The organism is uncultured Bacteroides sp., assembly GCF_902472605.1.
Taxonomy (GTDB): domain Bacteria; phylum Bacteroidota; class Bacteroidia; order Bacteroidales; family Bacteroidaceae; genus Phocaeicola.
Genome location: NZ_CABROP010000011.1, coordinates 40,020 through 65,050, shown reverse-complemented (window position 1 = coordinate 65,050; position 25,031 = coordinate 40,020). Strand labels below are relative to the sequence as shown.

The window sequence follows — 25,031 nt, the reverse complement described above, 5'->3', positions numbered from 1 at the left end:
TTCTTTATTTATCCAGTCCCATTTCCTTTCCCCAGTTTCCGGGTTTCTTTCCCATTTTCAATACCAGTTCACCACCGGCAATGACATCCTTGTGACGCAACGTAGAATACGGATAATCTTTTCCATTCAATGTCACGCTCTGAATGTAGCAGTTCTTGTCAGAAAGTCCCTTCGCTATAATCTTGAAATCTTTACCGCCTGCAAGATGGAAGGTAGCAGAATCCAGCAACGGTGTGTGAATCAAATAGTAGTCCTGTCCGGCATTGGGATACAAACCTACCATGTGGAAAGCCAGCCAAGATGACATAGCTCCTGAATCGTCATTACCCGGCAATCCAATCGGACCGTCATTGTAATTTTTCGCAATGATTTCGCGGACGCGGTCGCTCGTACGCCACGGTTTCCCGAGCCAGTGATACAGACAAGAAGTCAGGAACGAAGGTTCATTATTGACATTGAAGAAACCTTTGTCAAAGAAAATATCCAAGCGCTTTTCAAATGCTTCAGCTCCCCCACATTTTTCAATCAGGCCCGGTACGTCGTGCGGGATACTCAAGGAATATTCCCAGGAACTGGCTTCATAGAAGAACATACTCCACCACTTAGTGTACCACGGCCCTTCGAAAATGACCGGTGTATATTTGAATTTCGGCTGCCAACGGGTAGAATGACCGATAGGAATGGAATCCAGCCAGTTGCCTTCCTTGTCGCGCGGCATGATGAACCCTTTGGCTCCTGCATGCTCATAATCGCTGCGCCACAGATTCTTCCAATTCTCAGACTGTTTCATATATTGCTGATACAAGTCTTCTTTACCCAGTCCCTTAGCCACCTGTGCAATGGCATAATCACAATAAGAATATTCAATAGTACGGTTACCGGCCCGGTCAATACCGTGAGGAATATAACCCAGTTCCAGATAAGGAATCAATCCTCCGCGTCCTTCAGCTTCTTCATTGTCGCCAGGAGGAACTGTGGCATCCTTCAGCATAGCCTGTAAGCCCAGTTCGTAATCAATCCCTTTCAATCCTTTCGCAAAGGCATCGGCAATCACGATTTCCGCATTGGAACCTCCTTGTGTACGTCCGTTGCTGTTTCCGCTACGAGAATCCGGCATATAACCGTCACGTTTGTAAATATTAATCAGAGAACGTACGATATCCACCTGACGTTGTGGGTCAATCAAGGTAATCAACGGGAAAGAACTACGATACGTATCCCAAATGGCATAAAAGTCATCATAGTAGGGTTCCGGATCACTCCAAAGTGGGTTTTCCCCTGAACGGTCCACCGGCATCAGCATAGTGTGATACAAAGCAGTATAGAACATTCGTTTCTTCGCATCCGGAGTAGACGGATCGATTTCTATTTTCTGGAACAGATCTTCCCACTGCGCCAACACGCCATTATGCACCTCTTCGAACGACCAGTGAGGAATTTCTGAATGGGCATTGAACTTAGCCTTTTGGCTGCTCAGGAAAGAGATGCCCACTTTCAGCTGTACCACCTTGTCAGATTTCGCAAAGCGCAACAAAGCACCAGTCTTTTCGGCTGAATCATACTGCGACTGTGCATCAGTGATGCGGTTACCCTTCCAAGTGAGTGACTGCACAAACGGACGGTCGGTTTCCGCATAGAAATATACCGTATACGCCTTTCCATTGTTCCATCCGCCACGAATACGGGTGTAACCCGCCACTTCATGGTCTGACAGCACCTGTATTTCAGAACCAATAAACTGCTGTGCTTCCCGTTCATCTGGAATTGGGCTTTCCCCTAAAAAGAAACCTGCATCCACAGCCAACGACTTCAAGGAATCTTCCGGATACGTGAAACGATAGAAAGAAGCCCGGTTCGAAGTAGTGATTTCCGTACGAATACCACTCTGTTTGAAACGGGTATCATAGTATCCCAGCTGAATCGTTTCATAGTCACGGTAATCAATATGGCTTACCCGGTCCATACCGTCACCAAACGGCATCACCAGCACATTACCATATTTCGGTCCGCCACCTGTACCACTGACGTGCACCTGCGCAAAACCGTCCACCCGTTCCGGCATCGGCAACCACCCGCTGTTGGGCGAAGGCGTACAATCCGGTGAAGGTTTCACCATTCCAAACGGACACGACGGCCCGATAAATACACGCCCCAGTCCTTCCGATCCGATGCGAGGGTCGACGTATGAAGCGTAATCATATTTATATATTCCTTTACTTTCGGCTACTACGCGTTCCCAAAGTTCTGGCTGGTCAATATTGACCAAATCCGGTTGAGCCTGAATCGCTTTTTTATATGCGTCCTCAGTTCCATTCTGTATGGCAGCCATAATAAGAATGCCATTCTTACGACAATAATTTGTAAATTCCTTGGTAATTTTCTCCGGATCTATTTCCACATAGGCCGGTTTACAAACTTCCTGCCATTTCTTAAGCCCTGCGATATCAGAAGCATTGACTTTGATTTTCATCTCAGGAGCCAGTTTCACAAACTCGGGAATCATCTGTGCATCAGCAAACCAGAAAAAGCTTTGCTGTTCAAATCCTTTTTGGCGTACCAGTTGCACCAGTTCTCCCACAGGAGTTCCCTTTTTCACATCAAAAAAGACTTTTGCTTTTCCCTTCAGCGTATCCAGCATCGTTTCAATGCGAGGGAGCTTCACCCCTCGATAGGATGGACTGAACCATGATCCAGCATCCAAACGATCTATTTCAGCTGAAACAGCCGCCTGAATGGGGCCGTGTCCGTCGGTCGTCCGGTCCAAGGTTTCATCATGCAAATTATACAAAACGCCGTCCTTACTTTTCCTTACATCCAGTTCTACCCAGGTAGCTCCATGTTCAAGTGCTTTCAGCGCAGAAGGAACTGTATTTTCCGGAGCCAGATAATTAGCCCCACGATGCACTACTACTTCAATCGTTTTCATAGTAGAAGTGCCTTTTCCTGACAGTTTAGCATTACTTGTACCTGCCAAAAAAATTACAATAACAAAGGCAAACAGCCTGAAAAGTGTGTTCATGCTCTCCAAAATTTATTTTAAGATTCCAAATTGACCGCTAAATTACAAAATTTCATTTCATCTACTCTAAAATCATTGAAAATAAATGAAAGTGATTTCTTAAATATAAAAAGCTTCGTGCACCTGAGAAAACGAGGTCTCCACCTGCCTTCTCTATACACGAAGCTTTCGGCTTTTTTAAAAACAATTACTACAATACAGAACCCTCAGATCAATATCCTGCATTCTGTGTCCAGTTTGTATTACTGTTCAACACATCCTGACTCAAAGGGAAAATACGTCTGGTCAATTGAGCGTTGTCCGGATTGATATATTTGAATCCCCATGCCCGTTCATAATCTCCAAAACGAATCAAGTCATTACGACGCCAATGCTCATCCAAAAATTCACGTCCACGTTCATCCAGAATTTCCTGCAACGAAGGATTATGATCAATGTCTAATGAACCGTCACGATTAGGAGAAACGTACGTACGAATCTGGTTGAACAAACTCTTCGGCGTATCCCCTAAAGTAGCAGCCCCTCCACGAGTAATCGCTTCACATTTTGTCAGAATAATATCCGCATAACGGAAAATTGGAATGTCATTGTCCTGATTACGTTCGTACACATTGTAATCGTTCGGATCCGGATAGAATTTAATGGAACGATAACCTTGTCGCGTACCGTCAGCTCCCACATCCAGGTCTCCATCTTCACGAATCAAAGTGATATGTTTCGTAAAAACCACCTGTTTGCCTTCATACATGTGAGGCGTATTGGTTACCTCTCCTGTCACCGGATCATACTCATACACCGGAGTCGTTTCCTTTGAAGGGTCACCCACTACCACATCGTTACGACGGTCGCCCGGTAAACAGAACAAGTCAGCAAATTCCGGATTCATTGCAAAGTTGCCACCACAGCTGGGGGTCAGTACGGTGGTATAAAAGCCACTGGCTCCTCCATATCGCCATGTACGGTAACGTGCATAACACATTCCTTGGTTAAGAGTGGCTTCATAAGGAACCGCATAAATAAAGTCTTTAATCTGAGGCCCGTTGTTGTACATGAATTTTTCTTTGTAATCATCGTTCAGATTAAATAAGCCAGACTGAATGATCCGGTCGCATGCCGCAATGCAATCGTCTAACTTTTCATTGGATGCATTCGGATTCCAGGAGGCACTGGTCACATCTTGTGTATAGACATTCCAGTTGATATACAATTTAGCCAACAACGCGTCCACCATCCAACAGGTAGGTGTACCATAAGTAGACTCATTTACCTCACTCGGACATTTATCACGCACATCCAGCAGCTCAGATTCAATCCAGCGAGCCACGTCTGCACGCGGAGAACGATTGATGGTCTTTGAGCCTTGTGTCAGCTTGTAGTCCACAATCGGCGTATCACCAAAATTATCCATCAAAAGGAAAGTATAAAACGCACGTGCCGCACGCACTGTACTGGACGTTTCCGGATTGGTTTCTCCCAAGTCCTGCAACAACTGATTGCAATTGGTGATGCCGGCCAAGAGATCACTACATACATTCAACTGGTTATTATTGGCAGAAGCTTCCCAGGAATGAGTGGAACAATTGGAATACTGACGTCCGTCCAGCCATCCACCATTGAAACAAACCGCTGAATATTCATCGGAACTCAAAGAAAGCAGCTCATCGTAACGTCGGTTCAGGGGTGCACGGAAAGCGTAGTAGGCATTGCTGACTCTCGCTTCAAGCGCAATGTCCGAATCAATCGGATATTCTGTATATTGAGATTTAATATCTACATCCAAATCATTACAACTGATTGTGGTAAGTGCCGCCAAGGCACAAGTAAGCATTATCTTCGTTTTCATATAAGTTATTCTCCTTTTTTAAATTAGAAGTTCATATTTACGCCCACCATAAAACTTCTGGTTCTTGGATAGTTGCTATTGCGCATATCCATACCGGGCTCCAATCCTCCCAGATTTACTTCAGGGTCAATACCTTTATAACCGGTAATAGTGAACACATTGTTACAAGTGGCATACACACGCAGATTGTTCACATAATTGCCAAGCTTTCCGAAATTATACCCTAACGTCAACGTAGACAAACGCAGGTAAGAACCATTCTCCAAGTAGCGGGTAGAAGGAGCTTGCGCACGCGAATCATTAGCATGTTGTTCCGTAGCGACATCGGCCAGAATATTTTTACCAAAACTGCTCAACAAGGAAGGATCGCTATAAGAAGCACGAATCGCATTGAAAATCTTATTGCCTGCCACACCTTGGAAGAATGCACTCAATGACCATTTCTTCCATGTAAATTCATTGTTCCATCCATAAGTCAGCTTGGGCTGTGCAGAACCTGCCATCCTACGGTCTCCATCATCCGGAGCATCAGTCGTACCTACCAGATTGCCGTTCTCATCATAGTCATTGAATACAGACATGCCATTCTCATCGTATCCAGCCCACTCCCACAAATAGAACTGACCGATAGGAGCCCCTTCCATCAGGCGCTGTACATGCTGATTAGAATAACTGTTAATGTTCGGATCGGCCATTTCAATGTATTTCACTGAATATTCTGAATTAGACAAAGACTCTACTTTATTCTTATTGTGTGATAAATTCAGCGTCGTACTCCAAGTAAAATCTTTTGTCTGCACGGGAACCGCATTGATGGTAATTTCAAAACCCTTGTTACTGATGTCTCCCACATTGGCCCACATTTCACTGTAAGGATAAAGCAAAGTGGAAACTTTATAGTTATAAATCAAATCACTGGTACGTTTGTCATAATACTCAATCGTACCTGTCAACCGGTTCTTGAAGAAACCAAAATCCAAACCGACATTCAACATACCTGTCTTTTCCCACTTCAAATCCGGATTGGCATTACGTGTGGCTCCTAACACACGATAATTTCCTCCGGCAGAAGGTGTAAACCAACCGGTAGAACCATATACCTGACGTGCATAGAAAGCATCAAATCCCAATGAGTTACCGCTGACTCCATAACCGACACGCAACTTCAAATCGTCAAAGACATTCTGATCTTTCATAAAATCTTCCTCAATGATTCGCCAAGAAGCAGAGACAGAAGGGAAAGTACCCCAGCGATTGTTTACACCAAAAGCAGAAGAACCGTCACGACGTACCGTAGCTTGCAGCAAATATTTACTCTTATAGCTGTAGTTCACACGTCCGTAATATGAAATCATACGCAGAGTAGACAACAAATAGCTACTATTCAGACTGCTGATGTCATCCAATGAGATATTATTGGCCAAGGACATATTATAATATGACAAATCATCATTATAGAAATTATAGGCCACCAAACCAAAACCATCATTGTTGTCCGACTGTTCCCAAGAGTATCCCAGCATGACACCAACCTTATGCGCCTCGTTGAAAGTGTGGTCCCAATTGATATAGGTCTCCATCTGTTTCTTGATGTTTTCTACCGTACTGCGGTCAGCCTGACCGTTACGAGAAGCATAATCTACAATCTGTGACTTTGAAGAATGATAATTATTATAGATGTACTGTTCGTTCTGGTAAGACAGGTTTAAGTTCCAGTCGAGTCCGTCAAGAATATGTACGGTAGCCTTAGCCACTCCCTGCAACAGTTTTTGTGTAGTCTTATAACGGTCTTCATTGATGAGTGAAGCCGGATTATAATATTGTGAGGTAGTTCTACCATACCAGGAACCATCTTCGTTTGTCACTGGATTCAACGGCAAATAATAGTTCATGGCATCCAGTGCACTTCTTCCTTCATTGCTTGTAGGACCGTTTTCGCTGTTTGTCACACTGGCATTCAAACTGATAGAGAAATCGAGCCGGTCATTAAAGGCCTTGCTCTGCAAGAAAGAACGGGCAGTCAGACGATCCATCCCCGTACCGCGAACCGTTCCCTGACGATCCAGATAATTTAAAGACGCATTATAAGAAGTCTTTTCATTACCACCATTAATTGAAATATTATGATTGTGACTGAAACCCGTGCGAAGCACTTCACTCTGCCAGTCTGTATTAGCCGGATGATTCACATCGTAATAACTGGACAAGTCCAAATCATTTGCATCTGCATAAGCCAGCACTTCATCGGCCGTCATCATGTCCAATGTTTTCATGGTCTTATCCCATGCCACATATCCGCTATAGCTTACATTGGTTTTGCCATTCTTATTTCCTTTCTTGGTAGTTACGATAATCACCCCATTGGCAGCCTTTGAACCATAGATAGCAGTAGCAGAAGCATCACGCAACACATCAATGCTCTCAATGTCTTCCGGTGCCACCAGCGACAAGCTCACGCCCGGCACCCCGTCAATCACATAATAAGGTTCCATCGCCTCACCGCTACGAAGTGAAGAAGCACCACGCAAGGAAATGGAAGCCGCACCGTTCGGGTCACTCGTATTGGCGATAGTCAATCCAGGCACTTTTCCTTGAAGCAACTGAGCCGGAGAAGTATACACCCCCACATTCAAGTCTTCCGCTTTCACCGTAGTGATGGAACTGGTCACATCTTTACGCGTCATGCTACCATAACCAACCACCACTACCTCATCCAGTGTCTCGGTGTCTTCATTCAAAGTGACATTCAACACTTTCGAATCGACCTTTATTTCCTGAGTGGCAAAACCAATAAAAGAAAACACCAGTGTTTTTCCCTTCGGCACATTTACTGTATATTTCCCGTCAATGTCTGTCACCGTACCGTTCGTAGTTCCTTTTTCAAGCACATTTACCCCGATCAAAGGCTCACCAGCTTTATCGGTTACCACACCTCTCACCTGGTTCTGAGCAAATGCCAAGGTACTACTCAATAAAAACAACACAAAGCACAAGCCTTGCATCCATGTTCTTTTCCTCTCTGATTGTACATTAAGCATAATACAAATTTTTAGTTAGAAATATCTTTTTTCGACGGCAAAAGTAAATTGTCCTTGTTACAGAAATATTTCTCAACTATTAAGATTGTATTTACTACACTTCTCGAACAAACAGAATCAACGAGACAAAAATCTTTTCATTCTCTAATGAAAAGGTACAATAAAAATACTGCCTATTCCACCACTTCTATATCTTCATTTTTCAGGTCAATCCGGAAATTCACGCACGGTTCCCCGTTCAAAAATTTCTGAAACAAAGTAGAAAGATCCCGCACATATTCCACCGCCGGTGAAGATGATGCAGAGGTCTGCGCACGGTCAAACAAATAACGATAGGCAGCCAGACGTGATGCCGGAATATCCCTCAAGGCAAGCTGGTCGGCATAACGCAAGCGATAAAGGTCGAGAATCATGTCTTCCATGCACCATTGCGTCCACTCGGCCTCCGCCGATTTATCTTCTCCAGCCACTTCCTGCAACAAACGGGCTCCCGTAAACTTCAAGTAAGGCTTCCAGCTATCCGGCAAATCGCGCGGAATGAAACGCACACGTACCAAGTCACGGAACTGGTAATCGCAGAATTCACGATACGTACGGGAAGAAAGAATTTCCTTGTTCCACACTGGCAGATGAGCTTTCAAGGAATCGGAACGATATTCAGCCTGATACAAGGGAAACAGCTGATTGAATCCTGCCACTGAATCGAGCGTCACAGTATTCACCCGAAAGTCGTCGCTGTTTTCAATGGTCAGAATCTTATAGGCCGGTATGTAGGTAGCCAATGAAGGAATCTGTATATTATACAACTTCTTTCCATCCTTCCCTTCCCAAATACCTGTATCGTTCACGTGCATGTGTCCGGCAAAATGCAGACGGATACCCGCCTCCAGAAAAGCTTCGCTCACCTCTGATTCCGGCACACGGTCCAAATCGAAACGACGGTTGCCCCATATCTTCTTCACATAGTCCGACACGCCGTCGTTGAAATCTACTAACGGATAATGTGAAAAAGCGACCAGCGTTTTATGCAAGCGCTTGGCTTCGGCTACGACCTTCCGTACCCACGGCAATAAAAAAGGTTTATGTGCCAATACATTATTATATCCTATACTGGAACCTTGATACACCATCTTACCCTCTTTCATCCCTTTCGGCAGATAAGCACCGCCATCGATGGCCAGCAGCCAGAGTCCGTCTATCGGCTCTACCAGATAACTGGCATCCATTGCAGTCAGTGAGTCACACAGAGTGTAGGTTCTTTTTTCCAATCTCCCTTCTTTCTGCGCTTCTTTATAACTGTATTTCTCATACGCATAAGAAGTGAAAGGAGTTTCCCAGTACCGATATTCTTTCCTCGGGAAAAAACCGAATGTCGCGTAACACTTCATCTGGTCGGCATAACCGGCACACGAATCTTCCCGCGTCACGCGACTGCCATCCGCAGCCAGATAATTCACATTCTTCTGTTTCAACCCAAACGGAAGCGCCGGATCATGATTGCCGGTGGTCACAAAAAAGCGCATCCCTTTCCGACGGGCATAGTCGTCGAGAATTTCTTTCATTTTCTGCTGGTTGAAGAACTGCCCGTTGTCGGTCAGATCACCCGACAATACTACCAACTGGATGTTTCTTCGGGCTACGTCGTCCAACGCGGTCAGAAAGGCATAATAATTTTCATTGAACAAACGGGTGGACTGCACCTGTACCTCCATGGAACGTACTCGTTCCGGATGTCCGTCAATATCCTGAATATGTGCGTCCGAAATAAACGCAATCTGTGTCTGTGCGTTGCCCGTCAGCGTCATTCCTCCCAAAACTGCTGCAAGCAACAAGGAATAAATCTTATTCATAAAAGCATGATTGAAAATCAAGCACAAAGATACGAATTTTATTGAATGTAAAACCGCTGCCACATTCTTTTCCGCATCCCTATATTTTCTTTCAAATGCCTGCAAGAATTCTCTGTACCACTGTGTGGGATTTGTATCCCACAGTGTGAAATATATATCCCACACTGTGGTTTTTGTATTTCACAGTGTGGGACAGAGAATACACCCCTTCATTTCATCTTAAATGAAAGGGAGAAAGAAATTAATGATGTGCGCATTGATGGTCTTCCCCTTCATGATGATGCGCGCATTCCACTCCGGAATCCTGTATCTTTCCGGCCAGGTAATCTTCAGCTACCTGCATCACCGAGCCTTGACAGCCCCGGATGACCGTAATACCACAAGCCGAGAGCTTGGCCAACGCACCAGCTCCCATGTTTCCCGCCAGCATCACCGTCACGCCATCAGCCTGTAACTTGGACGCAATGTCCGACTTGCAACCACATCCTTGTGGAGAAGGAAGTACCTGCGTACGTGTGATGCGGTTCTCTTCGTCTACCGTAAAAATCGTATAAAACTCACAATGACCGAAATGGTCGTCTACTACTCCGCTACGAGTAGGTAAAGCTATTTTCTTCATCTTATTAATGGATTGATAAATTAATGATTCGCAAAAAGTAAAATACTATCCAAGGACGTTTCCCCAAAAGCACACATAACCTGCCACCATCAGCAACACCATCCCTCCTTCGGCCAGCCGGTTGATACGGATGGCCCGACGCATGTCGTCACTATTTACCGGACGAGGATTACTGCCGATGAAGGGCTTGTAGACTGTTTCCCCGAAATAATCGTGCGGACCGCCAAAACGACAGTTCAAGATACCGGCCAAAGCCGCCTCCGGATAACCGGAATTGGGACTGGCATGCATCCGTCCGTAATGGGCCACAAACTTCAGCAACGTCCAGCGACCGGACACCAATGCCATGAGCAGAGCGGTCAGTCGGGCCGGAATGTAATTGGCCACATCGTCTATACGGGCCGCCCAACATCCGAAATCCTTGTAACGCGCGTTCCGGTAGCCTATCATGGAATCGAGGGTATTCACCATCTTGTATGCCAGCATGCCGGGCACGCCCAGCAGAAAAAACCAGAAAAGAGGGGCAATCACCCCATCGCTCAGGTTCTCGGCCAAGGTTTCCAAGGCCGCCGTACGTACCTCTTGGTCCGACAGGGCGGAAGTATCCCGTCCCACGATGCGCGACACTTGTTTCCGTCCGGCTTCCAAGGAGATGTCGGCGGCTTCAAATACCATCCGTACTTCGTCTATCAAAGTTTTTCCAGCCAGGCAATAGAATACGGCTACTACCGAAAGAACTAACTTTAACCAAGGATGCACCCAATTGGCAGCTTCCAGCAGCCCCCAGCTCACCAGAAAGACCAGCAGAATCAGGCCCACGGCTGTCAGCGCTCCGTTCCGTTTGCGGTGCGTTTCCCGATTGCCCCGCCGTTCACACCGGGCTATCAACATTCCGAAGCCCACCACCGGATGGGGCAGCCACAAAGGGTCGCCCAATAACTTATCGAGCAGGAATCCTCCCAACAAGGGAATCAGTCCCATTCCTATCCACGTATCCATTCGCGTATGCCTTCAATTAATAAATTGTTTTCTTCTTCTGTCTGTATCGCAATGCGGAAATAACGGGCGTCCAGCCCTTCAAAATTGGATGCATCCCGAATGAGCAGCCCGTGACGTTCGGCCAAATAGGCTTTCAAGTCAGACGCACTTCCCTTCCGCAAACGGGCCAGAAAATAGTGGGTATCCGAAGGGAGCACCTCTACCCCACCAGTCGCTTCTAAAGCCTCAGCTACCCGTTTCCGTTCAGCTAACAACGCCGACACATCCATCCGGTACTCGTCCAAGTGCTGCAACAAATACTGTCCGGCTTCCACGGCCAACGCATTCACCGACCACGGCATACGACAGGCCCGTATCCGCTGAAGAAGGGCTTCGTTTCCCGTCACGGCACCCAGCCTCAATCCCGGTACCGCAAAACATTTAGTCATGGAATGCAACAACAAGACATTGGGACGGGCCACGGTCTCGGCCACGGAAAGCACCTCTTTCTCCGTAAAAAGCGCGTACGACTGGTCGATGACAAACAAGGTCCGGGGATACTGCGTAATCAAACGCCGCAACGTATCTGCCTCCCACGTCTGCCCCGTCGGATTGTTCGGATTGCACAACCAGCATATTCCTTCTTCCTCCGTCAAGGCCTCCACGCGGGAGATACCTTCTACCCGATGGGCATGCAGACGACAGGCATCGGCATACTCGCTGAACGTGGGTATCCACACCCGGGAACGACTGCCCCGGAAAGTCTGCGCAATGAGGTAAATGGCCTCCGTAGCCCCGTTGGTCACGCACACTTCCTCCGGACGCACTCCATACAGACGAGCCAGTTCAGTTCCTAACGTATAGGGTTCCGGTTCCGGATAAGAACGGATGCAAGAGAACCGTTCGGCCAGATAACGGTTCAATCCGTCATGATTCACCCGATGATACACATTCGAACTGAAATTAGCCCGAATATGCGCATAGCGAAAGGCATCGTCTCCGTGTCCGTTAATCATTTTTCGTCAGTATTTGGTAAAGCAACGGCAAGTTCAGGTGTTTCCGCACATGGTCTGCCAGTTTGTTGTATTGTTCTTCCTTAAAGGCGGCATAATCCAATGCCGGTTGCGTCAGTTTTTCGGCATAGGGTGCCAACAGCCATTCGATGACTGCCGGATTATCCAGTATCCCATGAATGTAAGAGCCGGCACACTTCCGGTCTGTCACACATCCGTCTGGAGTTCCATCCTCCAAATAGACCAGTGGAGTCATGGTTTCCCCCTCTAGCGCCGAGGTACGTCCCATGTGGATTTCATACCCCGTACAGTCCGGTGTATCGGATTCCAAGAAAGAGAAACGCACCTGCCGCGTGATCTTCTCTCCCTCCATGACCGTTTCCACCGGCAACAATCCCAGTCCCGGCAACTGACAAACATCACCTTCCACCCCGTCGGGGTCGGCAATGCGTTGCCCCATCATCTGGTATCCGCCACAGATTCCCATGACGGTCGCTCCCTTGCGGCGGGCCTGAAGAATGGCCTGTGCCACCCCGTTACGGCGCAGTTCGTACAAATCGCCAAGCGTATTCTTGCTTCCCGGCAACAGGATGATATCGGCTTTCAGCAAATCGTCCACGTTATTCGTGTAGTACAGATTCACCCGCTCATCATGCTCCAACATATTGAAATCGGTAAAATTAGAAAGGTGACGGAGCAAGACCACCGCCACATTGACTTTTCCCTGCACCGCTTTCCGCTGCTTCAGGGAAAGTTCCACCGAATCCTCTTCTTCAATGTAAATATCCTGATAATACGGTATCACGCCCAGTACCGGAATGCCACAGATTTCTTCCAGCATCTTCACGCCCGGCTCAAACAGACGGAGATCGCCACGGAACTTGTTGACGATGATCCCCTTGATGCGCTTGCGGTCTTCCGGAGTCTGCAGTGCCACCGAGCCATAAGCACTGGCAAACACACCTCCCCGATCGATGTCGGCTACTAAAATCACATCGGCATCGGCATGACGTGCCATGGGCAGATTTACTAAATCAATATCCTTCAAATTCAATTCCGAAATGCTGCCGGCCCCCTCCATCACAATCGGATTGTAGCGGGCTGCCAGTCGGTCGAAGGCCTGATTGACTTCCCGACGCAACTCCTCACGCCCTTCGGCACGGAAATATTCATACGCACTCCGGTTGCCGATGGGCTTGCCGTTCAGCACCACTTGCGTAGTCTGGTCAGAAGTAGGTTTCAGCAACAAGGGATTCATATCGGTATGACACGGTACGCCCGCCGCTTCGGCCTGCACCGCCTGTGCCCGGCCAATTTCCAGTCCTTCGGGCGTAGCATACGAATTGAGTGCCATGTTCTGTGCCTTGAACGGAGCCGGATGATACCCATCCTGCCGGAATATACGGCATAAGGCCGCAGCCAGCACACTCTTCCCCACGTCACTGCCCGTACCGGCCAACATGACCGGATGCAAGCGGGGAAGCGGCAAATCGATTTCCACCATTCCTCCGTAAGGAGGCAATGCCTTCATGGCATCTTCCAGCTTCACCTTTCCCGCATACACTTGCGCGGCTACCAGTACCCCGCCATGGGCAAAAATCAGCACCGGGCCTGACGTACGGTTCAAATGGTCCAGAAAATCGGATACCCGGGCCAGCACGTCCATGAAAGACTCTCCACTCGTAGTACGCACCCGCAGGTAATCCTGGTACCATTCCTGAATACGCGGGTCGGTAATCTCATCAAACCGCTGCATCTCCCACTCACCCATGTGCATCTCTTTCAACCGGTCGTCACGTTCCGCATCCGGGAAACCGCAATAGGCAGCCAGGCGCGTGCAACGAGACAACGGACTGGCATATACACGGGTAAAGTCGATGCCGGTGCGCCGGATGGCTTCCTTGCACACCGCCGCCTCTTCTTCAAACGAGACCCTCAGAGGCACATCGGTCTGACCATAACATGTACCAGATGGCACATCGACTGAAGTATGTCGAACCAAATATACTTTCATCTTCTATTCATCCTTAAAAATTATAAGTCACTGCCACCGCTCCCAGCCAGCACGCAAGCTCGCACAACAGGAAAAGGGCTCCGCAACAATCGCCGGTATATCCTCCCAGCCGACGCTTGAGCAAACACACCAACGCGACAAAAAGCACGCAGGGGAACAACAGCATCCCCCAATAAGAGAATGGCAGCAAACACAGCGGCAACAGTCCCCCTACCGCATTGGCCACCCACTCCGAGGTACTCATGCGGGTGTAGACCACCTTGGCCTTGCTTTCTTCCACCTTCCGGGCGTAAGGCAAGAACACCAACATGAAACTACAGACAAACTTGCAAAAAGGGTCGGCCACCCACAACACCCAGGGAATAAGCGGCACCGGCAGAGAAACGAGCAAAGAGAACGACAGCAGGTAATACAGAATCAGCCCTAACACTCCGTAACTCCCGATGTGGGAATCCTTCATGATGCGAAGAATCCCTTCCCGGTCGCGTCCACCGCCAAAGCCGTCGAAGAAATCGGCCAAGCCGTCCTCATGCAAGGCTCCCGTCAGGAAAAGACGGGCACACAATGCTAACAGCACCGCTACGGGGATTGGGAACCACAGGGAAAAAAGCCAGAAGGCAAGGGCCATCACCCCACCCGTGAGCCATCCGCACAGGCTCCAGTAGCTCACCACGTGCCGGAAACATTCGGAGGGCACGGAGCAAATCCGCCAAAAAGGAAGACGGGTGAAAAACATCAAAGCAGCCAACAGATTATGCATACGCTCAGAAATATTTGGTAATGGAAGCATGCGCAAAAGTGTCCATCTCGTTCAACATCCGCACCGCAGAATCGAGTATTGGATAGGCACAGACCGAACCGCTTCCTTCTCCCAGACGCAATCCTAAGTTCAGCAACGGACGGGCATGCAGATAGTCCAACAAGAGTTTGTGACCACTCTCATCGCCCTGATGCCCGTACACGGCATACGAAAGCACTTCCGGATACAAACGAGAAGCTGCCAGCATGCAGTTGGTCATGATAAATCCGTCCACCAAAATCACCATGCGCAGCTCGGCTGCACGCAGCATGCCGCCTACGGCCATCATCATCTCATACCCTCCGAAACGGCACAGGATTTCTTCCACCGTATGCTCTCCCGGGAAATGTTGGAGGGCCTGCTGAAGCACTTTGAACTTATGGGTCATGGCTTCGCCGTACAAGCCGCTGCCGGCACCGACGCACTGTTCCAACGGAATTCCCGTCAGGCAGCTCATCCACAGAGAGGAAGCGGAAGTGTTTCCCACTCCCATCTCACCAAAACTGATTACATTGCAACCGGCTTCCTTCACTCGGTCCACACATTGTGCACCTCGCTCCAAGCACAAATCCATCTCTTCGGGAGTCATCGCATCGCCATACAGGAAATTACGGGTACCCCTACGCACCTTCATATTCACAATCCCTTTTTCGTAAGGCAAGTCATAATCTACTCCGGCATCGACAATCACCAGTCGGAAACCGTGCTGGCGACACAAGAAATTGATGCCGGCCCCTCCGTGAAGGAAATTGCTGATTTGCTGCCAGGTGATTTCTTTAGGAGAGGCGCTGACGCCTTCTTCCACAATGCCGTGGTCGGCCGCAAAAAGCAGGTTGTGCGGACACTTCAAGGAGGGTGACAAAGTCTGCTGTATCATACACACCTGCAAAGCCAGTTCTTCCAAACGCCCTAAAGAACCCTTGGGCTTCGTCAGGTTGTCAATCTTTTCTCGGGCTGCCTGTTCCAACTCCGGACAGGCTATAGAGGGAATAATAAATTTACGCATAATTTATCCTTTCACTTTAAGCGGAATACCAGAAACCATCAGAACTACCTGGTCTGCTTTGGACGCGATGTATTGATTCATCCAGCCCTGCAGGTCGGTAAACCGGCGCTGTACTTCATTGGGAGATACGCCTCCCATTCCTATCTCATTGGTCACGAAGATAAACGTCGCCTCCTGTGCGGTAAAACGGTCGAATTCCTGCTTCAAGGCCTCCAAGGCCAAGGCCACGTCCTGCTGCTCCACAAAATAGTTCGTACACCAAAGCGTCACACAGTCGATTACGGCTACCCGGCCGGTGATATCGTGACGACTCAGTTCCTTTTCTTCCTCGATGTTCGTCCATTCGGGACCACGATTCTGCTGGTGACGCTCCACCCGCTTCCGGAATTCCTCATCCCAGATTTTCGCCGTGGCCATATACACCGGCGAAGAGGTCAGTTCATGGGCCAGCCGTTCGGCATAACTGCTCTTTCCCGACCGTTCGCCACCTGTTATCAAGATTATTTTCTTCATTTCTTCCTTCGCGCTGTTCCTTGCTTCCGTAGGTATATATAAAAAACTGTCTCAGGACAAATGCCGCAGTCCGTAGCCGGAACAACGCACCGTTTGTCCTGAGACAGTTTCCTTACTTCTCATCGTACGATCTACACCGTACGTATTTTTCCGTTTATTCAGCTGCTTTTTCTGTTTCTACAAAATCAGTTTCTCCGTTTGATACCAGCAGGTTGTACCACTGAATCAACTTCTTGATATCGCTGGTATGTACACGATCACGGTCATAATTCGGCAATACTTCCGCCATGAAAGCATGCAATTCTTCTGCAGAAGCCTTTTTGTAATCCAAAGCAGTCACATTACCGTTTTCTTTTTTCTTGACAGATTCCAGTACTTCACCCAGAGGTACTTCCTCTGCATCAGTATACATGGCGATATCACCTAATGAGATTACTTTATCGCTGGCATAAACTGGAACTCTTTTCTTTTCTGCACTGACAGTTTCCACAATCAGCATATTCTTTGCCTGAGAAATCAGTTTGTACAAACCGGGTTTTCCAGAAATAGCTAAAATAGTCTTCAACATATTCTTTTCTCTATGATTAAAATTTGATTACGAGTGACAAAAATACAACGGACGAATGAAATACACAAACTATCTGCCCGTTTTTCTATTGGCAAGCCAAGCTTCCAATGCGGCAATCTGTGTCTCCAATGGCATTTTCTCCTCATTATAGAGCACATAATCGGCTTTCCTTTTCTTTTCTTCATCGTCCATCTGCGCAGAAATCCGGGCTCTGATCTGTGCCTCCGAAGCCGAATCCCGCTGTATGGCCCGCTTGATACGTAATTCCAAAGGCGCATAAACCATTACCACATAATCCACTGTTTTCTGAAAGCCTGACTCAAACAGAATGGCACTTTCCATCATCACGACCTTTGCGCCCGCCTCTTCCTGCCGATGGGCCCACACCTGGAAATCCTCATACACACAGGGATGAATAATTCCATTGATTTGTTCGGCATGCTCCGGTGAAGAGAACAAATAGCTGGCAAGCAGTGGTTTGTTCAAGGTGCCATCCGCCTGATAAACCTCTGTTCCAAGCAAAGTTGAAAGTGCCTCCCGTATCCGGGGATGTGTCAGGGTCAGTCGCTTGGCCTCCCGGTCGGTATCATACAATGGAAAACCTTTCTCCTCCAGCAAATGCGCTACATAGGATTTTCCACTGCCTATTCCACCTGTAATTCCCAGTCTGATCATTCAGCAATCTCCTCTTTCTTGACGACCTTCTCCACGGTCTGTTGCTCAATCAAGTAATCGACGGACAAAGGACTGATACGGATGTGAGTGGCCACATCCGGATATCTTCTCAACGTAAGTGTCAGCTTTTCAGACTTATTGTCCAACACATCCGCATAAGATACTCCTACTAAGAAGTCGCTTGCTTTCACCGACTTAAAGTTCTTCAACCCTACCTGACAGGTCACCTGTACCTTCGAGGGAAAAGTACGCAACACTTTTCCCTGCGGGAAACCTATGCCGACCACCGGTACTTCAAAAGTCTTCTCCGAATACATGTCCACACAAGCCATGACATCGACCGAAGAAGGAACAAACTTCACCCCATGCAACTTCTGCAAATTAAGATGCTTTCTTAATGTATCCGTCACATTGGTCCAATGAAAAGGCTGGGTATAGGCAGTCAATACCGTATTCAATACGCCTTGAGGCGCATACACCACTACAGAATCAGGAATCACCCGAATTTCAGACACATAATACTGTCTTCCGGCCGAAACCTCTCCTCCGACTGCCACTGGTACTTTCTTGGCCACCCCTTTGGAGTAAATGAAATCCAACGTATCCGGATATACCGAAAGCAACTGGGTAGAGTTATTTAATTGAGTACTGATTTTCTTCAGAACCTCTTCCTGCGGAATGCGCACATAAGATCCTTTCTCCTGATAATCTTCAAAATTAAATGTCAGCGGGAAAAACGTACGCCCCAACATATAATTCAACAGTACCGTACCCCTGTCCTCCACTTTCACCCGAATCTCCTTGGGCAGTTCAGAAGTCATTACCACTTCCTTCGGTACATTCTTCAAACGGACAGGAATTTTAAATTCTGTCTGGTAAGTGTCATTCATTGTCTGAAGGAACCAGAAACACAAAGACACAAAGACAAAAAACAGAAAAATCAGAAACTCCCTGCTCTTTGTACTGAGCAAGAAGTTCCTGATTTGTCGTACGAATATCAAGTAATATCTCTTTATGTTCTTTCTATCGAACAGATCCATTGACAATTATTTTGCAGGCTGAGCCTGTGCGTCTGCATAAATTGAGTTCTTATCTACTTTAATTTTTACACCCGCAGCTATTTCCACTACAACTGTATTGTCTTCTACTTCCTTGATCTTTCCATAAATTCCCCCTGCAGTAACTACAGACTGGCCTACTTCCAAGCTCTTGCGGAACTTGGCAATTTCTTTCTGTTTCTTGTTCTGGGGACGAATCATAAAAAAGTACATAATGGCGAAAATAGCCACCATCATAATAAGGAAAGAGTAATCTGCTCCTCCCTGAGCCTCTAAAACAACAGCTAACAAATTCATACGTTTTCTCGGTTTAGATTAATAATAGCCTGACAAATATATTAGTTTTTAGTCAGCTTATTTTCCTTTTTCAATTGATTAACAATTCCGTCCAATGTTCCATTGATAAAGCCGCCACTCTTCGGAGTGCTGTACAACTTGGCAATTTCCACATATTCATTCAAAGAAACATTTACCGGAATATTCGGGAAACTTAAGATTTCAGCCAATGCAATCTGCATAATCACGACATCCATCACAGCCACACGGTCCAAATCCCAGTTCTTCGAGTTTTCACTAATCAAATGACGATAATAATCAGCGTTCAAAATGGCACGGCGGAACAAACGGCGGGCAAAATCCTTGTCTTCCTCATCCTTGAATTCCGGAAGAAGTTCCTGTTTTTCCCCATTTTCAGGATTAAAACGCTTGATGGTTTTCAACACAAACGTATCCACGATTTCCTTATCATCATTCCAATACAGACTCTGATCTTCCAAAACCTCATCGAGTGCTGCATTGTTAAAAATCATCTTCTTATAGATTTTCCGCCACAGTTCACGATCCTCATCATAAGAAGAGGTTTCACTGGCCATATATTCCTTATATATATCACTCTGCATGATTTGCTCGCACAGGTTTTTAATAAAATCCCCTTCATTTTCCCAGGTTTTCTTTTGAGAAGCAGAAAAAGCATTCAGTTGTTTATTGACTTCCAACTGTGCGATGAAACGATTTTCCACAAATTTCATGTTAGGAGACAAATCTTCTTTGGTAGGCACCAGTTTGTTTTTTGCTGCATCCAGCCGCTTGCTGGCATACTTCGTCACTTCCACCATGAGAAGCAAAAGATAGTTGTACAAATCATATGCTTTGGACAGACTGAAGAACAACTCCTTTTCTGCAGTATCCAAGTTTTTACCACCGTTCTGATAATACGCATAAATTATCTGAACTATCTTCAGACGAATAAGAACTCTGTTGATCATAATATATAAACAAAACTACAATTTTAGGTGTGCAAAAATAAGCAAATTTCTTTTACACCCCACCATAGGGTGCCATATTTTTTCTTTTTTTCAGAGATTCGACATTTTTTCCTTGCTCTCTCTTGGCACATTGCAAAAAAATATTCAAATTTGAACGCATTTTTATTAGTAACAGTGAGTTATGGAAGAACTGAAGAAGAAAAGTACAGCTATTGAAAACGACAAAGAAATCGTATTCTCTAAAGCCATCAAGGCAGGAAAACGCATTTACTACCTGGATGTAAAGAAGAATCGGAAAGAGGAGATGTTCATTGCCATCACGGAAAGCAAGAAAGTGGTGTCGATGGACAAAGACGATCCTCAAGTGAATTTTGAAAAACACAAGATTTTCTTGTATAAAGAAGATTTTGAGAAATTCATGCACGGCCTACAGCAAGCCATCGACTTCATTGATCATGAACAAGGCGGACTACACTTGGAAAGCCATGCAGAAACCGTTACTGAAGAAGAAACTCCATCACAGTCTGGAGAAATCAAAATCGACATTGACTTTTAAAAAAGACAGTCAGTTCACCAATTTCCAGCTGAATTACAGGATTTTATTAAGGGGAAAATTTGGAAAATCAAAAAAGAATGCATACCTTTGCACCGCTTTTTCAAGCTCATCGTGTGATATACCACATCGTGTGATGGCGAATTAAGCACAAAATCAACTTAATTTAGAGTAACACAAAAATTTTAGAAAAATGAAATCAATTGAAATCAAAGGTTCTTTGAGAACAGAAACTGGTAAAAAAGCCACTCGTGAACTTCGTAAAGAAAATGGTGTTCCTTGCGTATTGTACGGAATCCAGAAAGATGAAAACGGCAATCAAGTTGCTACTCACTTTACTGTTTCTACTGAAGGCTTGCGTAACTTGGTATACACACCGCATATCTATGTAGTAGACCTGAACATTGATGGCAAAGTAGTAAACGCTATCATGAAAGATATCCAGTTCCACCCTGTAACAGATAAGATTCTGCACGTAGACTTCTATCAGATTGACGAAAACAAACCTATCGTTATGGAAGTTCCTGTAAAACTGGAAGGTTTGGCAGAAGGTGTGAAAGCCGGTGGTAAATTGGCTCTGCAGATTCGCAAACTGAAAGTGAAAGCTTTGTACAACGTAATTCCGGAACGTCTGGTTATCGACGTAACTCCGCTGGGATTGGGTAAGACTGTAAAAGTTGGCGAATTGCACTATGAAGGTCTGGAACTGCTGAACGCAAAAGAAGCTGTGGTTTGCGCAGTTAAATTGACTCGTGCCGCTCGTGGTGCTCAGGCTGCTGCAGGTAAATAATTCAGTAACCTAAACACACAAGAATCCTTTCAATGAAATATTTGATTGTTGGACTGGGGAATATCGGTGAAGAATACCGTGAAACCCGTCATAATATAGGATTTATGGTATTGGACGCCTTGGCTAAGGCGTCCAATATTGTTTTTAGCGATGGACGTTATGGGGCAACTGCACACCTGTCGTTAAAAGGACAACAGTTAATCCTGCTCAAACCGTCCACCTATATGAACCTCAGTGGAAACGCTGTACGCTACTGGATGCAACAGGAGAAAATTCCTCTGGAAAATGTGCTTATCGTAGTGGATGACCTGGCCCTTCCCTTCGGGACGTTGCGACTAAAAGGAAAAGGAAGTGACGCCGGACACAACGGTCTGAAACATATCGCCGCTACCCTAGGAACTCAAAACTATGCCCGCCTTCGCTTTGGCATCGGCAACGACTTTCCAAAAGGAGGACAAATTGATTTCGTATTGGGACATTTCGATGAAGAAGCCATGAAACTGATGCCGGAACGTCTGGAAGTGGCACAGGAAATCATCAAGAGCTTTTGTTTGGCCGGACTGAACAATACGATGAACCAGTATAACAACAAATAAGCGTATGCCGGAAGCAAGAATAGATAAATGGATGTGGGCCGCACGTATCTTCAAAACAAGAACGATTGCAGCCGAAGCCTGCAAAAAAGGCAGAATCTCCATCAACGGAGCCCAGGCCAAACCGGCCCGGACAGTCAAACCGGGGGATGTGGTACAGGTCCGGAAACCACCCGTTACCTATTCCTTCAAGGTGTTGCAGGCCATCGAAAAACGGGTAGGAGCCAAACTGGTTCCTGATGTCATGGAGAATGTCACAACTCCCGACCAGTATGAACTGCTGGAAATGAGCAAAATCAGCGGATTCGTAGACCGGGCCAGAGGAACCGGACGTCCTACCAAGAAAGAGCGCAGAGACTTGGATGAGTTCTTCACCCCGGAATATATGGACGATTTTGACTTCGACTTCGATGACGAAGATGATAACGAGGAAGAATAAAATCAAAGCTTACTCAAAAAAACTGGTTCTACAAAGCTTTTCCACTTTGTAGGACCAGTTCTTTTTTACCTTATTCACTACTATATTTCATTCGGCAAGTTCCGGTTCCGGCATTTCCGACACCTTAAACAAGGTCTTCAAGTCTTTCTCTTCCCCGACTACCCATACCACATCTCCTTTCTGTAAGGTAAAAGAGACTTCCGGCTGACGCAAATTACTGTCATCGGCCGATTCAATACCCACTATCAGGCAGTGATACTTATTCCGGATGCCGCTTTCACGAATGGTACGTCCGCAGAACGGTGATTTGCGGGATACCACAAATTGCTTCAAATACATTTCATGTTCTTCAAAATCTTCATCCGCATGCCTTTCTGCCACTTTCTCCAACTGACTGGAAAATACCGACAATTGATCATCCGTACCGATAACCTGCAATTTATCATTGGGGAAGATGCGATTTCCACCTCCCGGAATATTGATTCGATGTGTTCCACGAATAATCGAAGCCACATGTACTCCATATTTCTTTCCTAAATCCAGCTCCATCAAGGTTTTCCCGCCCCAAAGCGAATCGGCCGGGATGACAAAATCCGACAAGTGCAAATCTCTGTCGAGCAAGCGCCCGGCATATTCCGGCTGACTTTCGCCCAAGTAAGCCTTCCGCACTTCTTTCGAACGAAGATTCTGTACAAACGTACGTTCCAACCCGATGGACTGTTTTTTCAGGAAACGCGACGCAATCATGAACAGCACCACCAAAATGGCAATACCTGCCATCAATGCCACCGAAGCCTGGAACAGGTGCTGGATGATGTAAATCACAAACAACACCGCCAGTACAATACGCAGCAACACAATGGATATCAGTGGCGCATGATTGAAACGGCTGTCCGCCCACAAGGCCTTAAACTCAATGGAATGATTTTTCTTCATGATCATGGCCCGCAGGAAAGGAGCAATCAATGCAATAGTGACCACTGCACCGATTATCTTCCCCCAAAAATCTCCGGTAGCAGATACCAGCAACGGCAGGAACAAATTGAAAGAAAGTACTACCATAGCCACCGAAAGCACAAAATAAATCAGCGTAATGCGTACAATGGAAAGCAGCAGCTTTTTCCAGTTGTTCTGGTGGTTCACCGGTTGTCCTCCTGCGGTATACCGCTCCAGCAAACGCCGCCAGAACAGAGGCAGATGGCGGTCGACAAAGGTATAAGCCGGTCCTGACAGACGAATCATATACGGAGTGAGAAAGGTCGTAATAACGGACACCGCCACTACAATCGGATACAGGAAATGACTCGTGACATGCAGGCTGACACCCAATGCGGCAATGATGAACGCAAATTCACCAATCTGCGTCAGACTGAATCCGCACTGCATGGCTATCTTCAACGGCTGACCGGACAGTAACACACCTCCCGTACCGAAAATGGTCTGCCCCACCAGAATGGCCACCACAATAGCGAGAATCGGCCAGATATATTCCACAATCATGTTTGGATCCACCATCATACCGACCGATACGAAGAAGATAGCCCCAAACAAGTCTTTCACCGGAGCCACCAGTTTGTCGATATGCTCCGATTCTATGGTTTCCGCTAAAATTGAACCCATGATAAAAGCTCCGAAGGCGGGAGAGAATCCCACCCGGGCTGCCAGCACCACCATGCCGAAACACAGTGCCAACGACACAATCAGCAACGTCTCATCACTCATCAGTTTGCGGGCTTTCTTCAAGAACAACGGGATGAGGTAGATTCCCACCACAAACCACAAAATCAGGAAGAACACCAATTTTCCAATGCTGTAAATCATCTCACTGCCTTCAAAATTCTTGCTCACCGCCATTGTGGACAGCATCACCATCAGTACGATAGCCAATATATCTTCCAGAATCAGGATACTAAGCACCAAGCCCGCAAAACGTTGCTGCCGCAATCCCAAATCATCGAATGCCTTATAAATAATGGTAGTAGACGACATGGCCAGCATACCTCCTAAGTAAATGCAGTCCATCTGTTTCCAACCGAACAGCCATCCTACGAAAATCCCGACCATAATCATACAGAAAATAATGGTACAGGCCGAGATGACCGCCGAACCACCCACCTTCATCAGTTTCTTGAAGCTGAACTCCAGTCCCAAGGCAAAGAGCAAGAAAATCACGCCAATCTCCGACCAGGTCTGGATATTGTCTGCATCCGACACTGAAGGAGTAAACGTGAAATGAGGACTGCACACAAATCCCGCTACAATATATCCCAACACAAGGGGCTGCTTTAATTTTTTAAAGATCAATGTGATAACTCCGGCACTAATCAATATTAATGCCAAATCACTGATAAGAGGGGCCAATTCCGACATAATTAGTTGTATTTTATTTTTGCGCAAA

21 protein-coding genes and 1 pseudogene are annotated in these 25,031 nt (G+C 46.6%); 4 read left to right on the top strand and 18 right to left on the bottom strand.

Features of this window, described 5'->3' with window-relative positions; translation table 11 throughout:
• Positions 1-4: 4 nt before the first annotated feature.
• The 17 genes and pseudogenes from RDP42_RS04265 to nusB all read right to left on the bottom strand — a co-directional run bounded on the left by RDP42_RS04265 (position 5) and on the right by nusB (position 20,258).
• Entirely contained in the window at positions 5-2,926 is a 2,922-nt protein-coding gene (locus RDP42_RS04265) for a GH92 family glycosyl hydrolase (RefSeq protein WP_308762676.1), read from the bottom strand.
• Positions 2,927-3,230: 304 nt separating this feature from the next.
• Positions 3,231-4,862, bottom strand: coding sequence for a RagB/SusD family nutrient uptake outer membrane protein (locus RDP42_RS04260; protein WP_308762675.1), 1,632 nt, complete (start codon positions 4,860-4,862; stop codon positions 3,231-3,233).
• A gap of 23 nt (positions 4,863-4,885) precedes the next feature.
• Positions 4,886-7,900, bottom strand: coding sequence for a TonB-dependent receptor (locus RDP42_RS04255; protein ID WP_308762674.1), 3,015 nt, complete (start codon positions 7,898-7,900; stop codon positions 4,886-4,888).
• 173 nt (positions 7,901-8,073) lie between these two features.
• A complete protein-coding gene (locus RDP42_RS04250) occupies positions 8,074-9,750 on the bottom strand; it encodes a metallophosphoesterase (protein WP_308762673.1) in 1,677 nt (558 codons plus the stop codon).
• Positions 9,751-9,991: 241 nt separating this feature from the next.
• Positions 9,992-10,369: a NifB/NifX family molybdenum-iron cluster-binding protein gene (locus RDP42_RS04245; RefSeq protein WP_308762672.1), complete on the bottom strand. Its 378-nt coding sequence runs from the start codon at positions 10,367-10,369 to the stop codon at positions 9,992-9,994.
• Positions 10,370-10,414: 45 nt separating this feature from the next.
• Entirely contained in the window at positions 10,415-11,368 is a 954-nt protein-coding gene (gene cbiB, locus RDP42_RS04240) for an adenosylcobinamide-phosphate synthase CbiB (protein WP_308762671.1), read from the bottom strand.
• Entirely contained in the window at positions 11,353-12,363 is a 1,011-nt protein-coding gene (locus RDP42_RS04235) for a pyridoxal phosphate-dependent class II aminotransferase (RefSeq protein WP_308762670.1), read from the bottom strand. The genes cbiB and RDP42_RS04235 overlap by 16 nt, the downstream gene beginning before the upstream one ends.
• Complete coding sequence (locus RDP42_RS04230) at positions 12,356-13,864, bottom strand: cobyric acid synthase (RefSeq protein WP_374046914.1); 1,509 nt, start codon at positions 13,862-13,864, stop codon at positions 12,356-12,358. The genes RDP42_RS04235 and RDP42_RS04230 overlap by 8 nt, the downstream gene beginning before the upstream one ends.
• Positions 13,865-14,374, bottom strand: a pseudogene (gene cobC, locus RDP42_RS12510) (alpha-ribazole phosphatase); the annotation flags it as partial.
• A 13-nt stretch (positions 14,375-14,387) separates the two neighbouring features.
• Positions 14,388-15,134, bottom strand: a complete 747-nt coding sequence (locus RDP42_RS04225) for an adenosylcobinamide-GDP ribazoletransferase (RefSeq protein WP_308762668.1) — start codon at positions 15,132-15,134, stop codon at positions 14,388-14,390.
• A gap of 4 nt (positions 15,135-15,138) precedes the next feature.
• Positions 15,139-16,179: a nicotinate-nucleotide--dimethylbenzimidazole phosphoribosyltransferase gene (gene cobT / locus RDP42_RS04220; RefSeq protein ID WP_308762667.1), complete on the bottom strand. Its 1,041-nt coding sequence runs from the start codon at positions 16,177-16,179 to the stop codon at positions 15,139-15,141.
• A 3-nt stretch (positions 16,180-16,182) separates the two neighbouring features.
• Positions 16,183-16,692, bottom strand: coding sequence for a bifunctional adenosylcobinamide kinase/adenosylcobinamide-phosphate guanylyltransferase (gene cobU, locus RDP42_RS04215; RefSeq protein WP_308762666.1), 510 nt, complete (start codon positions 16,690-16,692; stop codon positions 16,183-16,185).
• Between the two features lie 154 nt (positions 16,693-16,846).
• Positions 16,847-17,260 carry a DUF5606 domain-containing protein gene (locus tag RDP42_RS04210; protein WP_303915941.1) on the bottom strand — a complete coding sequence of 138 codons (414 nt, stop codon included), beginning with the start codon at positions 17,258-17,260 and terminating at the stop codon, positions 16,847-16,849.
• A gap of 69 nt (positions 17,261-17,329) precedes the next feature.
• The gene (coaE, locus tag RDP42_RS04205; protein ID WP_308762665.1) at positions 17,330-17,935 is read right to left on the bottom strand and encodes a dephospho-CoA kinase; all 606 of its coding nucleotides are present in this window, start codon (positions 17,933-17,935) and stop codon (positions 17,330-17,332) included.
• Complete coding sequence (locus tag RDP42_RS04200; RefSeq protein ID WP_308762680.1) at positions 17,932-18,969, bottom strand: YbbR-like domain-containing protein; 1,038 nt, start codon at positions 18,967-18,969, stop codon at positions 17,932-17,934. Before RDP42_RS04200 ends, coaE begins: the two co-directional genes overlap by 4 nt.
• A 12-nt stretch (positions 18,970-18,981) precedes the next feature.
• Positions 18,982-19,290: a preprotein translocase subunit YajC gene (gene yajC, locus RDP42_RS04195; RefSeq protein ID WP_308762664.1), complete on the bottom strand. Its 309-nt coding sequence runs from the start codon at positions 19,288-19,290 to the stop codon at positions 18,982-18,984.
• 41 nt (positions 19,291-19,331) lie between these two features.
• Positions 19,332-20,258 carry a transcription antitermination factor NusB gene (gene nusB, locus RDP42_RS04190; protein ID WP_204475659.1) on the bottom strand — a complete coding sequence of 309 codons (927 nt, stop codon included), beginning with the start codon at positions 20,256-20,258 and terminating at the stop codon, positions 19,332-19,334.
• A gap of 181 nt (positions 20,259-20,439) precedes the next feature.
• Here nusB and RDP42_RS04185 point away from each other — a divergent pair, with 181 nt between their 5' ends.
• The 4 genes from RDP42_RS04185 (at position 20,440) to RDP42_RS04170 (ending at position 22,633) form a co-directional block, all read left to right on the top strand.
• On the top strand, positions 20,440-20,814 hold the full coding sequence (locus tag RDP42_RS04185) for a PUR family DNA/RNA-binding protein (RefSeq protein ID WP_308762663.1): 375 nt from the start codon (positions 20,440-20,442) through the stop codon (positions 20,812-20,814).
• 190 nt (positions 20,815-21,004) lie between these two features.
• Positions 21,005-21,601: a 50S ribosomal protein L25/general stress protein Ctc gene (locus tag RDP42_RS04180; protein ID WP_308762662.1), complete on the top strand. Its 597-nt coding sequence runs from the start codon at positions 21,005-21,007 to the stop codon at positions 21,599-21,601.
• A gap of 32 nt (positions 21,602-21,633) precedes the next feature.
• Positions 21,634-22,197 carry an aminoacyl-tRNA hydrolase gene (gene pth / locus RDP42_RS04175; RefSeq protein WP_308762661.1) on the top strand — a complete coding sequence of 188 codons (564 nt, stop codon included), beginning with the start codon at positions 21,634-21,636 and terminating at the stop codon, positions 22,195-22,197.
• Positions 22,198-22,201: 4 nt separating this feature from the next.
• Positions 22,202-22,633, top strand: coding sequence for an RNA-binding S4 domain-containing protein (locus RDP42_RS04170; RefSeq protein WP_204475663.1), 432 nt, complete (start codon positions 22,202-22,204; stop codon positions 22,631-22,633).
• 87 nt (positions 22,634-22,720) lie between these two features.
• Here the strand turns inward: RDP42_RS04170 and RDP42_RS04165 are convergent, their stop codons facing one another.
• On the bottom strand, positions 22,721-25,003 hold the full coding sequence (locus RDP42_RS04165; protein ID WP_308762660.1) for a cation:proton antiporter: 2,283 nt from the start codon (positions 25,001-25,003) through the stop codon (positions 22,721-22,723).
• Between the last annotated feature and the right edge of the window lie 28 nt (positions 25,004-25,031).